At 54.8% G+C, this 15,979-nt stretch carries 12 protein-coding genes; 10 read left to right on the top strand and 2 right to left on the bottom strand.

What is annotated here, in order from left to right; genetic code table 11:
• The 3 genes from HPY64_14870 to HPY64_14860 all read left to right on the top strand — a co-directional run bounded on the left by HPY64_14870 (position 1) and on the right by HPY64_14860 (position 4,683).
• Positions 1-999: an ABC transporter permease gene (locus HPY64_14870; protein ID NPV68423.1), complete on the top strand. Its 999-nt coding sequence runs from the start codon at positions 1-3 to the stop codon at positions 997-999.
• A gap of 34 nt (positions 1,000-1,033) precedes the next feature.
• Positions 1,034-1,756, top strand: a complete 723-nt coding sequence (locus HPY64_14865; protein NPV68422.1) for an amidohydrolase — start codon at positions 1,034-1,036, stop codon at positions 1,754-1,756.
• A 710-nt stretch (positions 1,757-2,466) separates the two neighbouring features.
• Positions 2,467-4,683: a response regulator gene (locus tag HPY64_14860; protein ID NPV68421.1), complete on the top strand. Its 2,217-nt coding sequence runs from the start codon at positions 2,467-2,469 to the stop codon at positions 4,681-4,683.
• Between the two features lie 8 nt (positions 4,684-4,691).
• On the opposite strand, the gene HPY64_14855 is transcribed toward HPY64_14860, so the two are convergent.
• Positions 4,692-5,930, bottom strand: coding sequence for a response regulator (locus HPY64_14855; GenBank protein NPV68420.1), 1,239 nt, complete (start codon positions 5,928-5,930; stop codon positions 4,692-4,694).
• A gap of 320 nt (positions 5,931-6,250) precedes the next feature.
• Here HPY64_14855 and HPY64_14850 point away from each other — a divergent pair, with 320 nt between their 5' ends.
• The 7 genes from HPY64_14850 to HPY64_14820 all read left to right on the top strand — a co-directional run bounded on the left by HPY64_14850 (position 6,251) and on the right by HPY64_14820 (position 13,770).
• Entirely contained in the window at positions 6,251-7,522 is a 1,272-nt protein-coding gene (locus HPY64_14850) for a sugar ABC transporter substrate-binding protein (protein ID NPV68419.1), read from the top strand.
• A 171-nt stretch (positions 7,523-7,693) separates the two neighbouring features.
• Entirely contained in the window at positions 7,694-8,569 is an 876-nt protein-coding gene (locus HPY64_14845) for a sugar ABC transporter permease (protein NPV68418.1), read from the top strand.
• A gap of 16 nt (positions 8,570-8,585) precedes the next feature.
• Positions 8,586-9,488: a carbohydrate ABC transporter permease gene (locus HPY64_14840; GenBank protein NPV68417.1), complete on the top strand. Its 903-nt coding sequence runs from the start codon at positions 8,586-8,588 to the stop codon at positions 9,486-9,488.
• A 3-nt stretch (positions 9,489-9,491) separates the two neighbouring features.
• A complete protein-coding gene (locus HPY64_14835) occupies positions 9,492-10,625 on the top strand; it encodes a hypothetical protein (protein NPV68416.1) in 1,134 nt (377 codons plus the stop codon).
• Between the two features lie 42 nt (positions 10,626-10,667).
• On the top strand, positions 10,668-11,546 hold the full coding sequence (locus HPY64_14830) for a nucleoside hydrolase (protein NPV68415.1): 879 nt from the start codon (positions 10,668-10,670) through the stop codon (positions 11,544-11,546).
• Between the two features lie 51 nt (positions 11,547-11,597).
• On the top strand, positions 11,598-12,689 hold the full coding sequence (locus HPY64_14825; GenBank protein ID NPV68414.1) for a nucleoside hydrolase: 1,092 nt from the start codon (positions 11,598-11,600) through the stop codon (positions 12,687-12,689).
• Between the two features lie 64 nt (positions 12,690-12,753).
• A complete protein-coding gene (locus HPY64_14820; GenBank protein ID NPV68413.1) occupies positions 12,754-13,770 on the top strand; it encodes a hypothetical protein in 1,017 nt (338 codons plus the stop codon).
• A 157-nt stretch (positions 13,771-13,927) separates the two neighbouring features.
• Here HPY64_14820 and HPY64_14815 read toward each other — a convergent pair whose 3' ends face one another.
• Positions 13,928-15,403, bottom strand: a complete 1,476-nt coding sequence (locus HPY64_14815; GenBank protein ID NPV68412.1) for a hypothetical protein — start codon at positions 15,401-15,403, stop codon at positions 13,928-13,930.
• Positions 15,404-15,979 lie beyond the last annotated feature (576 nt).

The following is a 15,979-nucleotide window of genomic DNA, read 5'->3' as shown; positions in this document are numbered from 1 at the left end:
ATGCAGACTCAACCGGTACTTCAAGCCAGCCGACAACCGGTGCTTCGCCAGCAGCTGGTGAACTTTTTGCGGACTTACGGCTCCATCATTGGCATGCTGTTGGTGCTTAGCATCTTCCAGATTCTCAAGCCAAACTTCTTTAGCCCAGCTAACGTTGGAGGGGTGCTGCGACAGAGCACAATCCTGGTCGTGATGTCAATGGGGTTGACCATAGCAATGGCCTTGCGCGGGGTTGATCTCAGCGTTGCTCAGATTGCAGATGTCACAGGCCTAATGGCTGCAGCCTTGATAATTCACGATCAGCCAGTTTGGCTTGCCTTTTTAGGACCGCTAGCGCTAGCGTTGTTGATTGGCAGCCTTAATGCATTCTTGATGGCCTATCTGGGCGTGCCAGCCATCATCGGTACGCTCGGTATGATGTTCATCATCAGAAGCGGGGAGCTAATCTATACGCGGGGGTCTGAACCGCAGATTTTGTTCACATTGCCACGCGCAGTCACGGCGGATTTCTTTTTCTTAGGGCAGGAATCGATCGGCCCTATACCTGCCCTCATCGTATTGGCCATTGTCATGTTTGCAATAGCTTATGGACTGATGAACTTTACCGCCTTTGGTCGTTATGCTAACGCAGTGGGTAGTAATGTGCGTGCATCTTACCTGGCCGGTCTGGACGTACGGCGTGTTTTTGGTACGGGTTTCATCATCAGCGCTCTAATGGCAGCTGTGGCTGGGGTGGCTTTAGTTTCGCGGACTGGGATCGCCGCTCCGCGTGGTGCTGAGCCTTATCTGCTGGACGCATTTGCTGCTGTGTACCTTGGTACATTAGCTTCACCACGCGGCAAAATGAACATTCTTGGCACCGTGATTGGTGCGCTCTTCGTGTCGTTTCTCGGCAATGGCCTGACTCTCATGGGCCTAGGTGCGCCGTATCGCTACGCCCTGAATGGGGCGTTCATCCTGCTGGCAATGGCCATCGGTGCATTGCGTCGCGAACACTAAACTCGTTACTCACTATCTAAAGGAGGTTGCTGGCATGACCCTGGTTATTGATGCTCATAATCACATCGGAATTCGGCATGGGGCAAAGCAATTGGGTGCTGATCTAGTTGCCAAGATGGATGCTGCTGGTGTGGATAAAGCTGTGATTTTCCCTTTCTTGGAAGGGAACTTCACCAACGATCCGATCAAGGAAGCCTATGATCAATTCCCCGACCGCTTGATTCCGTATTGTTCTGTTAATCCCTGGCAGCCAGATGCAGTGGAAGAGATACGTAAATGTGTCGAGGACTGGGGTTTTAAGGGTCTTAAGCTGCATCCAACGATCAATGGTTTTCATCTCTCCGATCACGGCTTGGTTGATCCGCTATTCTCCGCAGCTCGCGATTTGCATATTCCCATCATTGTCCATGGGGCCAGTGACTTGTACAACTCCCCACCGGAATTTGCGGAAATGGCCAGGGCTTTTCCACAGGTACCACTGATGATGGCCCATATGGGCTTCTTCTGGTCAGTCGACCAAGCGATTGACTATGCTAAGGAGCTACCGAACCTCTACCTTGAGACGTCCCGTGCTCCGATCTTCGAGATCGCCGAAGCTGTCAAACGGCTCGGTCCTGAAAAAGTCATCTGGGGGACAGATTCGCCCTTTGTAGACTACGAATGGGAATTTAAGAAGATGGAGCGCGCTACGCCTTCCCGTACAGGTTACGAGAAGATTGTTGGCGGTAATCTAGCTGCACTCCTTGGTATTGCCTGATCCTGCCTTGCCACAATTACACCAACCTCCCGGCAAGACTTGCTTCAAGCGACCCTTGCTGGAAGGTTGGTGTTCGTTTATCGGTTTACTGGTTCGATGCCTTTGACTACCCAAGAAGCTTGTTTGTTCTAGAAATGAGCGGACATAGATTTGTGGACTCACTACAGGCCCAGATTGCAGTTGTAGCGTTCACAAAGCCTCTTTGCTGTTCCCCTGTCCATCCCCTCTCCTCACCCTGGCGCCCCAAACCACCTCCGAGCAGGGTACTTGCACCGTCCTTATGGGCTACCATTCCCCCAGCAAGAAGGTTACCCCACAGATGATCCACCGGCAGCACCCGCAGACTGGGCTGCGCCACCTCTTTGATCAACCGTTCCTCGCCCTCCAGCATCGTACATGCAGTCGTCCCATTACCACATACCGCACGGGTGTAAGGTCACGGAGATAAAAGAGCTGGCTTGTGACTGAAAGCAGTGCGGTTGTGCGGCAAGGCGACCTTTAGAACCTGAACCGTTCTGGCCTGTTGTACATAACGAGTGCAGCCAGAGGTATCGCTTCGTGATGTACAATACCAGGAACTCACAGCAGGGATGTTCGCTCTGGGCAGACGCCCGATCGAGAGTACCCCGTTATACTTGGAACCGACTCACCAGAAAAGGATGAGGACCCATCGCAGGAGAACAGGAATACCTGCGGTGAGGAGGCTGGCCATGAACAACGCATCGGCCCAATTTGACCTGGAAGCCCAGATTGCTGATCTCAAAGCTGAAACCTTTATGGGCATCGCCTTGTTTACTGGTGCGGTGAGCTATCTCTGGCTGGCCTGGACAGCTTGGCCAACAAACGCAGCCAGAGTGTCTGTGTCCTCCTGGGCGGGGAGCCTTATTCTGGTTCTGAGCGTACTTGCCGGACTGACAATGCACTATAAGCGTCTGTCAGGAGCCTACCAGATGTTCGTCACGGGCACATTGGGTAGTACCGTCTGTGCCGCCATCACGCTCGGGACTGCTGATTCGCTCTACCTGTTGCTGATTCCCGTGGTGTTTGCCAACGCCCTGCTGGGAAAACGTCAATTGCTCGTCATCTCCGGTCTCAGTGTATTGTTCCTGATCATTTTGGAGCCAACCGTGTCAGGGACAGCTTCTTCCGGTAACATCACGCTGACAGCCAAATACCTATTTATCGCGATAGCCATACTCCTCTCCAGACACGGCCTCAATGTTGCACTTGAATGGGCACTGAACGGTTATAGAGAGGCCGAACATAATAAAACGCTTGCCCAGGAACGCCAGGCTGAGTTGAAACGGGCGCTAAAAGCGCTAGATACAACCACTTACAATCTGGAGCGTGCCAACTATTCCCTGGCTATTGCCCGCGATCAGGCAAACGAGGCCCGACGGCTTAAGCAGCAATTCACACAGAATATCAGCCATGAGCTGCGCACCCCATTGAATCTTATTGTCGGTTTCACCGAAGCCATGGTCCAATCCCCAGAACACTATGGAGTTCCACTACCGCCAGCCTATCAGCGCGATCTCGTCATCGTCTATCGCAATGCGCTCCATCTCCAGGGGCTGGTAAACGATGTTCTTGACCTGGCCAGGATCGAGGCGGCACGACTGGGCCTGTCGACCGAAGAAGTCGAAGTCGCCACGGTGGTGGAAGAGGCCGTCCACGCTGCGCGGCAGCTTGTTGAACAGCATGGCCTCGAATTACGGGTGGAAATTGAACCAGACCTCCCTGTCATGACCATTGATCCTGTCCGTATCCGGCAGGTGCTTTTCAACCTTCTGAATAACGCGGCGCGCTTCACTGAACAGGGCAGTGTCACCGTCAGAGTCCGCAGGAAGAACCATGAACTGCAGTTCAGCGTCGAAGACACCGGTGTTGGCATTCCTCCCACAGAGCTATCCAGAATCTTTGAGGCCTTTCACCAGGTCGATGGTACTACCCAAAGGCGTCACCAGGGCACAGGATTAGGGTTGACCATTAGCCGCCATCTGGTGGAGTTGCATGGTGGGCGCATCTGGGTCGAGAGTCAACTGGGTAAGGGTAGCGTTTTCCATTTCACACTGCCGATTCGCCACGGTACGCGGCCACGTCCCGAAATGCAGGACAGCCCCCAGGAAAGTAAGCGAGATTCTACCAGGCCTGATCAGAGCCGGTTACTCCTGACCATCACACGCAGTCCCGCTGCCGCCGGCTTGATTGAACGATATATCCAGGGCTACCGAACCATGATTGTGGAGGATTACCAACAAGGCCGGCAGGTTGCAGAAAAGATGGTTCCACAAGCTGTGCTGTTCGACACTTCTTCTAATCCCCGCTCAGCGCAGGAGCTAGATCGGCTTGCTCAAGAATGGGGCTTGCCAAGTACAACACTTATGGCCTGTCCTTTGCCCGGTGAGGAGCGCCTGCGTCAGCATGCCACTGCTGAGGGCTACCTGGTTAAGCCTATCTCGCAGCAAACCTTATGGATGGTACTCCGTCGCTTCGAAGAAGATATTGACCGGGTGCTTGTTGTTGATGACGAACGAGACTTTGTCCGGCTTATGAGCCGTATGCTTGACCATCCCCTTCGACGCCATCAGGTGCTAACCGCTTATTCGGGACAGGAAGCATTGAAAATGGTCGGGCATTTTCACCCCGACCTGATCTTGCTGGATGTTAAACTCCCTGATATGGACGGTTTCCAGGTTATGGAGCGGATCCGTGCAAACCCCAAAACCAGAAACATCCCTATTGTATTTGTCTCTGGGCAGGACGAAATGGACACGCTCGAAGTGCTTCGCGGGCCAATGACTGTTTACAAAGCTGCAGGAACCTCGCCAGGGGAGCTTATCCAGTGGATTCAGGGCATTCTGAATACATCCATCGCTCTTCCCCTGGCCCAGTTAGAGCAACCGCCAATCTCCACTCGCTGGTGAGTGATGTCTCAGTTCAGGTTAAGCGCGTCAAGCGCGTCAAGTAGATCCTCTTCTGTAATCGGCTTTTCTAGAAAATCCGCAGCCCCAAGCAGGAGGGCCAAATCCCTTTGCTTAAGCACACTACATACGATAATGGGAATATCGCCTGTTTCAGGGGTCTGGCGTAACATTCTCATCAAATCCCACCCGTCTTGCTGCGGCATCATCAAATCAAGGGTAATCACCGCTGGCCGAAAGCGCCGAGCTTGATCAAGTGCTTCCTCCGCAGTTCTGGCGACAAGAACCTGATACCGATGCGAGATCAGCCAGCGCCTGAACAGATCGAGCACGTCCTCATTATCGTCTACGACCAGTATCGTTGTGCGGAGCACAGGCGGTAACTGCAATTCAAAACCGTGCAACGACTCTGCTGAAGTCAATAAAGAGATGCGGCTGTTACCTAATGCGGCAATCTCAGCCAATGACTGCACCTTTTGTTCAGCCGTTGCCTGGACCTCAGACGTAAGCAGTATAGGCGGCTGACTCTCCACGGTAAGTGCAATGTGGTTCACCTGATCGCTGGCAGATAAGTGCAGGGTGGCTTTGTGAATGCGTTCAACCAGATAACCAAGGGCGCCAAGTAGCACCTGGCGCAACAGGCCGCGATCAATGGCAATCTCCGGTAAATTGTCTCCAAGGGCAACAACGGCTTCTAACTCTCGTTTTCTAAACACATCACTCAGCACTTCCAACGCATCACGGACCACCTGGGGAATGTTGGTCTGCGGCTGATCTTCCCTGATTCGGGATGTTTCCACTTTCAGAAGCTGATACCCTGCCTCTTTGTCTGGAGGTAGTAGGGTGTGTTCTTCGCCCGGCTCGACGGAAGAAAGCGCTCCTATATAGCGGTCCCAAAGGATTCTGGCGACATCATCAATTGCAGATTTCTGTACGCGGAAGTATTGCCGCCGGCTAATCGACAGTCGCTTGGCAACAGATTGTGAGTCCAGCCCTTCGATGTAGCGGAGAGTTAGCAACTGGTAACGTCGCCAGGCATGTGAAAACGGGGGAGTATTAGGCCCTGGGGCGAGTTCTTCAACCGCGTCAAGCAATATCTGGTGGAGCTTCCAGCCGCGTTCTTTCAGGCTCAGCGCATCATCCCGGAAGATCACAGGTATCAGTGGATGCGTGCGGAGGTAAACCAGATCGTAGAGATTCTGGTAAGCATCCGCAACATATGTGGCAAAGTCGTGGAATAACACCGGCATGATAGCGCCTTAGGCTGGCTCAACAGGACTGCAGCATCTTAGCAACAGCACTCACAGCAAATTGGGCAAAGCCACATGGCACACTCTGGCACTATGGTGACACTAGAAGGGCGTTACAGCCATAGTTTAGCTTTCAGCACCTATGCTAGTGTAATTATGCACCATGGTAGCGCGTTACAGGATAGGCCGCAGCACTTCAGCCTGGCCGTGAGGATCATTCCTACGAAAAGAGGTCAAAGTCTGCCTATCTCTGTACCTTTGTCCGGCCACAATTCAGGCAGAGATTCCGCAATCGTGACTCAAACTTTAAGGAGGAGCGCATGTCCAGTCGAAAAGTCTTGTTTACGATCCTGGTTCTCGCCTCACTGCTCGTTCCTGCGATCTCGACCAATGCCCAGGAAAAGGTGCAGCTAAGCTGGATCACCGATCTGCCAGGCGCTGAGGAAGTTGCTGCGCGCTTTACGGAACTCAACCCCAATATCGAGGTTCGCGTCGATAAGGTGACTTTCCGCGAAGTATTCCAGCAGAATCAGATCCGCCTGGGTTCCGGCGCACCTGAGCCTGACATTGTCAGTGTAGACGCGCCGGTGGTGGCTTCGTACGGCTACCGGGGATGGCTGCTCCCATTGGATGATTACTTCTCCCAAGAGCAAATTGACGAATGGGTGGATGCCCTGTATCTTTCCAGTCTCTACAATGGTCAACTCCTGGCCCCGCCGATCTGGAACTCGACCCAGGTGATGTATTACAACGCCGATCTGTTGAAGGCCGCTGGGATTACCCCGCCAGCACCTGATGAGCGGTGGACGTGGGAGAAAGTCACCGAAGTTGCGCGCCAGGTAACCCGCGATGAGAACGGAGACGGGGTTAACGACGTCTGGGGTCTGCAATTCGGACAGTACAACCGTATCTATCAGCTCCAGCCGATTGCCCAGAGTCTACCAGCCCCAGTCATTGGCGAAGATGGCCTGACCGTGAAAGGCATCATCGACTCAGAAGAGTGGATCAAGGCCTTTACCTGGTTCTACGATCTCCATAACACCTGGAAGGTTTCGCCTCAGGGTTCGATCAGCACCGGGGAACTGTTCCGGAACGGCCAGCTGGCCCTGTATGTTGATGGCGGCTGGATGATCGGCCAGTTCATCAACGACCCGCTGGACTTCGAATGGGGAGCCGCGCCACACCCGTACTGGGAGGGTGGCGAGATTAAAGTCCCCGGCGACAGCTGGCATCTTGGTGTGAACCCCAACAGCCTGCACACCGCAGAAGCGATCGAATTCGTCAAGTTTGCCTCCAGTCTGGAAGCTGGGCAGATCTGGTATGACGTATGGGGCGTTTGGCCTGCCCACGAGGAAATGCTTGAGGCCATGATCAATGATCCGGCCAACCAGGACTGGCCTAATCTGGCCTTCGTGGTGGCAGCCAATGAAGCGCAGTATACCGAACCGCGCCCGCTGACCGTTGGTTACCTCGAATATGAGGAAATTCTCTCCGACGCATTCGAGGACATTCGCAATGGCGCAGATGTGGCCGAGACACTCTCCTTTGCTGCAGACCGCATTGAGCGCGAAATGGACAAGTATCGCCAGTAACTCTGGTCCCGATCATGGTGCACAAAACGAGGGGCAGGGTAGCCTGCCCCTCAGTTCTCAAAAGTCTTGAGGCTAAATTTCTGTTTTTCAACCATTAAGGGTTGTCGTGCCACAATATTTCACGCCATTGCCATAGATGAGCATGTCCAGAACTCTTATAGGAGACAGCCAATGATACAACAGGTGAAACGGGTTAACCTGGCTCCATACCTGTTTTTGTTTGCGGCTATTGTTCTGCTCATTGTGTTCCGCTATATCCCCATGATCGCTGGCTTCCGGGAGGCATTCTATTCCAATGCCCTTAGCCTTACCGGGGGGCGAATATACGTCGGGCTAGACAACTTCGCCGACATCTTTGCAGACCCGGTGGTGGCCAAATCGTTCAGCACAACACTGGCGTTCAGCCTGGTGGTGAATCCGCTGCAGGTTGCCCTGGCGCTCCTGCTGGCTCAGCTTATCAATCAACGCGTGCCAGGCATTGCAGTTTTCCGCGCTATTTACCTCATTCCCGTGGCCATCTCAATGAATGTCACGGCGATCGCCTGGGGGCTTGCACTGGATCGCAACTATGGCCTGGTCAATGGTCTGTTACAGACGATCGGGCTTCCGCGCCAGCCTTTCCTGGGCCATCCCAGCCAGGCGCTCTGGTCAATCATTGGCATCATTAGCTGGATCGGCGTGCCATACTGGAGTCTGTTCTTTCTCGCCGGTCTACAGGCAATTTCCCAGGATGTACTTGAGTCGGCTTACATCGATGGCGCCAATGCCTTCCAGACCTTTCTCTACATCAAGTTGCCACTTCTGCGCCGGGTGATTGCCTTCGTTCTCGTCACCGACACGGTAACCAATTTCACTCTCTTTGCCCCTGTGTATCTGTTGACACGTGGCGGCCCCCAACTCTCCACCCATCTGGTCATGTATGAAGCCTGGCGTCGTGGGTTTGTTTACGGCGACATTGGTACAGCCGCCGCTATGGTCTCTGTGCTGCTTATTATCGTGATTGTCGTGGTGCTGGTCGAATTTGCCGTGCTGCGGCCTCAGCACTAGCTTAGGAGAAAGCGTCATGTCCACCTACAGCGCCTCCCGCCCGGTTTCCGGAACGCTTACACGCACGGTGATTGTCAGCCGCTTGAATAAGCTCTGGCGGCTGCTGACGACCTATTTCTTGCTGATCACCATCGCGATCATGGTGATTCTCCCGATCTCGTGGATTATCGCGTCCTCCTTCACCACCCGTGAGACAGTATGGAAAAACGTACTGCCATTCTCGTGGCGCGCTTTCATCCCTGAGCAGTTTACGCTCGAAGGTTATGTCGCCATCTTCGAAAAGGGCTTTGGACAAGCCCTGCTCAACACATTCTTTCTGGGAATTGTGACGGTAGTACTGAGCGTGGCCATCTGCGCGGCGGCCGGTTTTGCTTTTGCGCGGCTAGACTTTCGTGGAAAGAACATCCTGTTTGGCTTTGTGGTCTTTAGCTTCATGGTTCCCGGCGACATCAACATTATTCCGTCCTATATTTTGATCAGCAGTCTGGGCTGGCTCAACACATGGCAAGCCCTGATCGTTCCCGCGCTGTCCAGCGGGGTTGTCATCTTCCTTTTTCGGCAGTTCTTTTCGGAGATTCCGCAGGAAATCCTGGATGCTGCGCGGGTAGACGGCGCCTCCTGGTTTCAGGTCTTCACCCGAATCGTGCTGCCGCTATCCACACCGGTCATGATCAGCGCCAGCGTGCTGATCTTTCTGGGACAGTGGAATAGTTTCTTCTGGCCACTGCTGGTAGCGCCTGTGCCTGAGATGCGCGTGGTCCAGGTGGCAGTCTCGATCATCGGTGTGGAGCAACAGATCTACCTGTGGGAACAGATGTTTGCCAGCACCACCCTGGCCCTGCTCGTGCCGGTGCTGCTTATTCTTCCGTTCCAGCGCTACTACATCAGCGGCATCATGGGTTCTGGTGTGAAAGGCTGAGCAATGCGCCAGAACCGAAAGTTATTGATCCATTTGATTGCGGCTTATAGCCTGGTGGTTCTGGCAATGACCATTGAGAACAATGCCGCTTTGATCGCGATCAGCCAGCCTGAGCTAACGCCAACAGCCGCGCCTACAGCCGGGGTTGTGCCTGGGTGGCAAATCACAACCATCAACGAAGTCTATAACCCCGCCGGGCAGTTCTACACTTACGCACCTTCAGTGATGGTTGATGGAGAAATCGAGCGCATCTGGACCTGCCACAACAATGTGGAGGGCCAGATCAAAGACCACATTTACTACACTGAGCGTGTTGGTGATGCTGTTGTTGTATCCAGGTCGGTATTGTCGGCTGGGCCAGCCGGAGCGTGGGATAGCTATCACGTCTGTGATCCCTCCGTGATCACCGGAGAGTTTCGGTATCAGGGCCAGGCTTACTCCTATGCGCTGTTCTACCTGGGGAACGATGTTGATGCCAGCCTCCATAACCAGATCGGTGTGGCTTTCGCTAACGATCCGGCGACTGATTCCTGGGTCAAATATCCAACGCCTGTCATTGCCTATGATGGCCACCAATGGGGCGTCGGTCAGCCTTCCGCCATCTCACTGGGCGGTGGACGGGTGCTGTTGTTCTATACCAAGGGACACGATGCAACAATCACCTTTCGCCAGATTCTTGATCTGAGTGACATGGATAGCGGCCCGTCTTACGAAGGTGAAGCTATGTCTCTGACCAACCTTGGGCTGACGGGCCACAATGGCCGCAGTGATTATCTTAACAACATCGACGTCGTTTTTGTCCCACAGCACGACCGATTCTATGTTGTCCGCGAGCAGCACCCCTACCCACGTGATTATCCGAATTACATCGGGCAAAGCCTCCAACTGGTCAGCATCTCTGCAGAGCGTATTTGGCGGGGTGGCGGTCGGTGGACAGTCGAGGGCGAAATCTCACCCGAGATCACCGGGTTAGCTCGTAATCACAATGGTGGAATTGCCCGTACACCGCAGGGAACCCTTCCTGATCCAGCGGTGCTGCGGATTGTTTTTTCTGATAGCTGCGCCGCATCCCCGGAGTGTGTGCAGGCCGAGTGGACCTATGACCTCTGGGAAGCGATAGGCGTCTTGAATGACTAAGCGCCAGACAAAGTCGATTCATCCATAAGGGAGGCCAACTGTATGACTACGAAAATTATCCTTGACACAGACATTGGCTCTGACATTGATGATGCGGTCTGCCTTGCCTACTTGCTCGCCCAACCGGAGTGTGAATTATTGGGTATCACCACGGTCAGCGGCGAAAGCACCAAGCGTGCGATGTTAGCCAGTGTGCTCTGCCAGGCGGCCGGGAGGGACATCCCCATTTTCCCCGGTGTAGAACAGCCACTACTCGTTGAGCAACGACAGCCTGTTGCGCAGCAGGCCAAGGCTCTAACTAAATGGCAACATACGGTTGATTACGAAACCGGCGAGGCGCTTAATTTTCTGCGTCGGACCATCCGCCAGCATCCCGGCGAGATTGTGTTGCTCACCATCGGTCCGCTCACTAACATTGGGCTCCTTTTTGCCAGTGATCCGGAGATCCCTACCCTGCTTAAGGGGATGGTCATGATGGGTGGACGCTTCGTTAACCCCATCCCGGATCTCCCGCTGACTGAATGGAATATTATGCTTGATCCTCATGCGGCGGCTATCGTGTTTAAGAGTCCGGTGCCAATCCGAGCCGTTGGCCTTGATGTAACGCTCCAAGTCGCGATGGATCCTGTGGCGGTGCGCCGACAGTTTAATACTCCTTTGTTGCGACCGGTGCTGGATTTTGCCGAAATTTGGTTTGAAGAACGCGATCGGATCATTTTCCATGACCCGCTGGCCGGACTCACAATTTTTGAACCCGATCTTTGCCGCTTTGAATCGGGTCGGATCGATGTTGAGCTGGTCAGCGAGCGACTGCTTGGCCTGACGTACTGGCAGCCGGGTGGTGAAGGGCGCCATCAAATCGCCACAACAGTTGACAGTGCGCGTTTCTTTGAGCGTTTCTTCTCTGTGTTTCAGCGATGACAGGATGTCTCACCAGGCTTTGCCAGTAAGCATGTATCAGGGAGATGCCCGATGTCGAAATCGCCGACAGCAACGCTTCAGCGGAAAGGTGGCAGATGGCCCCGATTTCGCTTGCTGATTTTTATCGGCATAGTGCTCTGCCTCGGCGCTGGAGGATATATCCTGTTTCAGCAGGCTAACAGAGATAGATCACCTTGTCCGCGGCCATTGACCGTCACTCCACCGCTCCAGTACCCTGTGCCGGTCATTCTGGACACTGATTTTGCTGAAGATGTGGACGATGTCGGGGCGCTGGCCATCTTGCATGCAATGGCCGATAAAGGACAGGCAGAAATTCTGGGCGTGATGATCTCTAGCGGTAACCGCTTTGCTCCGCGTGCAGTCGATACGATCAACACATATTATGGTCGCCCTGATATCCCTGTTGGGGTAGCCTGGGAACCTGTCGTTTCTCCTGAATCAAGGTACACCTTTGAGCTAGCTTTTGATTTTCCCAATGACATCGTTGGTGTCCCTGAAGCAGTTGACTTGTATCGTGAGATCTTAGCCCAGCAACCGAATGGCAGTGTCACAATTGTGAGTGTCGGATTCCTCACTAATCTCAGAGCCTTGCTTCGTTCGGAATCTGACGCGCATAGCGTACTGAACGGCAGTGACTTGGTAGCGGCTAAAGTCCGCCAGTTGGTTGTTATGGGAGGGCACTATCCTGATTCAAGCCAGCATCCAGCCGGAAAGGAGTACAACTTTGCGCTGGATTCTGTAGCCACTTATGATGTAATTCCCGACTGGCCCACACCGATCATTTTCGTGGGATTTGAAGCAGGCGTGGATGTTGTGACAGGCGTTCCGCTTCAGACCGATACCCCGGAAGATAATCCTGTCAGGCGGGCATACTGGCTTTTCAATCGCGGTGCGGGGCGGAGTAGCTGGGACCTCATAACGGTCTATGTTGCTGTTCAGGGCAGTTCAGAGCTGTGGGCAATCTGCCCTGGCGGATATAACGAAGTGTCGGCGAATGGTAGTAATCGCTGGATAGATTCCCCGCAGGGAAACCATGGTTTTCTGGTTCAACTGGGGGCCAGGGAACAGATTGAAAAACTCTTAAACGATCTACTGATCCAGCCTCCCCGCTTGGTAGAGTAAGAAGAAGCGGATTACAGGCTCTCGTACTTTGTCTGCCTGTCTTGCCGAGGAGAAAAGAAACTCTATGTCTCCCACGACGCAGATCGTGTTTGATACTGATATCGGGACCGATATCGATGATGCGCTTGCCCTCACGTTAGCCCTCGCCTCACCAGAAATAGATGTAATCGGGGTCACTGTTGTTGATGGCGATGTTGATACCCGAGCGCAGATCGCAGCTCGTCTGCTGGGGTTGGCTGGTCGCCCGGATATTCCCGTGTTTAAGGGACGGTCTACCCCCCTGGGACCGGGACACATGCCTACCTGGCTTGGACATGAAGGGCAGGGACTATTAGACGTGCCCTCCGTCGGTCAGGATGCGCGTATCTATGAAATCCCTGCCGCAGATTGGTTAATTTCCGAAGCGAAGCAAAGGTCATATCACCTTGTCGCTGTTGGCCCATTTTCCAATGTTGCTGTAGCTGTTCAAAAAGATCCAGAGTTTCCGCAGAGGGTTCAACATCTGACCGTCATGGGTGGGTTGGTACACCCTGAGACCCTACCTGCCCCCTGGCATGTGTTCCTACAGGCTAATAACCTCCCTCCGGCCGCCGTCGATCATAACACAGCCTCAGATGTCACTGCTGCGGCCATCGTAGCGCGTGCCGGGTTCTCAATGACCTGGGTAACAGCAGAGATTACGTTTTGCACGCCGCTACATCGCAGGCACGTCCAGCGCATTAAGGACACGCAATCCGCCTTCGGTCAGGCTCTGGCCCGGATGCTTAATATCTGGGAGCGACAGGTTCATCATGCACTTTTAGAGAATCCTGGGTACCCGAATCCCGTTCCCCCAGATTCAGCAGCATATCTGCATGACCCTCTGGCTCTGTCCTCTCTCTTTGAATCCAGTACCCACTGGCTGGTCTGTAAGCCGCATAACCTGCGTTTTTCGGGGGAAGGCAATCTGTTTCACATACGTGAGGAAGACACAACAACGGCTGAGGCAATCCATTCTGTCTCAGTTTCGGTGGATAACACGCGCTTTGAGAACTTCTTCCTTGAGCGGGTCACAGGCTATCTGGAGCAGTTGCCAAACTGATCCGTAAGACAGTCCTGCTTCCAAAACCGTGTTGCTACGGTCCGCCATTGGCAGTGCCTTCTTTCTCGCCTTCCTGCCCCAATCCAACGCTCAAACAGTTAATCAAAGCGTGCCAGCACGCTTGTGGGTAGGAAAAAGAGTCCTGCCCTATCCCGCCTTATCCTGCCTTTCCTGTAGTCACTTTACCCATCCCACACCACCGCGCCAACCTGTAGCGCCGCTCAGCCCGCCACCACACACATTCCTGCCGGATCGAAATCCGCTCGTTAGCACTGGTACACGGCCTACCATCAAGCGTCAATTCGTACAGGACATGCTCATTGCGGTCCACGCCCCGGAATAGATAGCGCGGGGTCTCCGGCGTGATCAGGTCTTCGATAGCCTGCCCGCGCTCTCGTCCCCGGCGCAGGAACCGTGCCCAGTCATTCACGCTGGCGAAGTAGCGCCGCTCCTCCCAGTGGTCCCTGCCAAAGGCGAGCTGCCTTTCCGGGCAGCTTCCAGCACGGTTCTCAGCAGGTCGGAAGGCGCGGACTTCCTTCGCCGCCGCAACCCGCGCCTTACGGGATTGTCCCTTGTGCGGATGCTGGCGGATTAACCGGACACGGTAGACATTGCTGCTCTGCCAGCGGATGCGTACTTCATTGTGGCGGGTCAGGTAGGCGTAGGCATGCGCTGGCAAATAGTCAACAATACGGTCATCCTCACGGGGATCGACCGCCGTTTGTGTGTAGGAAGGGATCACGCTGATGATCCGGGCCAGGATGGCTTCCCAGCCCCATAACGTCTCGCGGGTGCAGGCAAACAGCTTGCACAGCGTAGCGCGGGCGATCTTGGGGTTCTCACGGTGAGCCAGCCAGGCCGCGTATAAACGCGCCTTGAAAACTTTCAGCGAGTCATCAAGACGCAGGTAGACAGGGCGAACGCCGGGGTAATTGGTGCTTAGCAAATTCGGGTTCGTACTCAGTCCTAGACGGGTGATGGTTTTCACTACACGAATATAGCCGCGCAGCCAGACCCGTCCATCCCCGGATAGTCCCCAAAAGATGTCCGCCCCCTGCTGCAGCAGGCGATTAAAATGCCGCCGCGAATGGCGAATGCCCGCCGCCTCCAGGGCCGCGTAAAGCGTTTGGCGGTCAGTCCAGCCGGGAACGCCGAAGTAGTGGCGCAGCACCAGCCAGATCCGCAGCTCCGCCGCCAGATTCAGCCCGATGGCCAGACGGCCCAGTTCCGGATCGACCCGGACTTCCAGCGGCAGCCGCTCCTCTGTTTCCGGCGGCAGACCGCGCACGCGACGGGCATAGTCGGCGTCCCAGTGATGCACCACCCGTGGCGCAGTATCCTCCTCCTGCGGCTCCTCGCCCGCGGGGGGCGCCGGTCGCCTATTCGCCCGCGCCTGACACAGCCGACTTAGAACAAATGTTCGTTCTTCATCGTTAAAATTAGCCGCCAGTCCCCGGACCAGCGGCTCAATCAGCGGGTGGTAGCTGGCGTAACGCGCCAGCGCCGCGGCAATGAACACCCGGTCGCCGCGGCCCTCCTCCAGCATCGCTACCAGTTGCCGGATCGTGGCTTCAGCCCGATCGGCGGGGTTTGCCTGCCTTGATTCTTTCTGGTAGCATACAGATACGCACACAGCGCGACGCAGCCTTTCCGCCAAAAAAGACCGGCGTCCGGGCTGGTGCGGGTATCGCCGCTCATCAGAGGACGGGCCCGACGATGATGAGCATCCCCCGGAAGGGGCGGCGGCGTAACGGTCGAAAGCGTGCCAACTTTCCACGACCGGGACGACCACCGCCTCTTCTCATTTGAGAAAAGCCCGGACGGCTATTCAGTTCAATTCAGGCTTGAAGGGCGACATGGAGAGGCCAGGGCCGTGCCCGCCCAGGCCAATCAGGCGCAAAAGCGCTGCAAAGACAACTTGCAGTGCTGCAGAACCTGTGCTATAGTCTGTATATAGTAGGGTACAAACTACAGCAGGTCGCCCAGCCTGCCACAGAGAACGCCGCCGCCAACGGCGTTTTTTGTTTCCCCTTGCGGGGAAGTGCGAGCAATGTAGCACACATTCCCCGCTCTGGCAAATCGCCGCATTCTCTCAAGGCAAATGCGACTCAGCGAAACGAGCGGGCGTGAGCATGTCGAGTGAGAGATGCGGGCGCCGGTGGTGATAGTAGTCGAGAAAAGCATCGGCGTACTGCTGGGCCAGCTCCAA

The sequence above is a fragment of the Anaerolineae bacterium genome, from assembly GCA_013178165.1.
Classification (GTDB): Bacteria; Chloroflexota; Anaerolineae; order Aggregatilineales; family Ch27; genus Ch27.
This window is presented reverse-complemented; position numbering and strand designations above follow the sequence as displayed.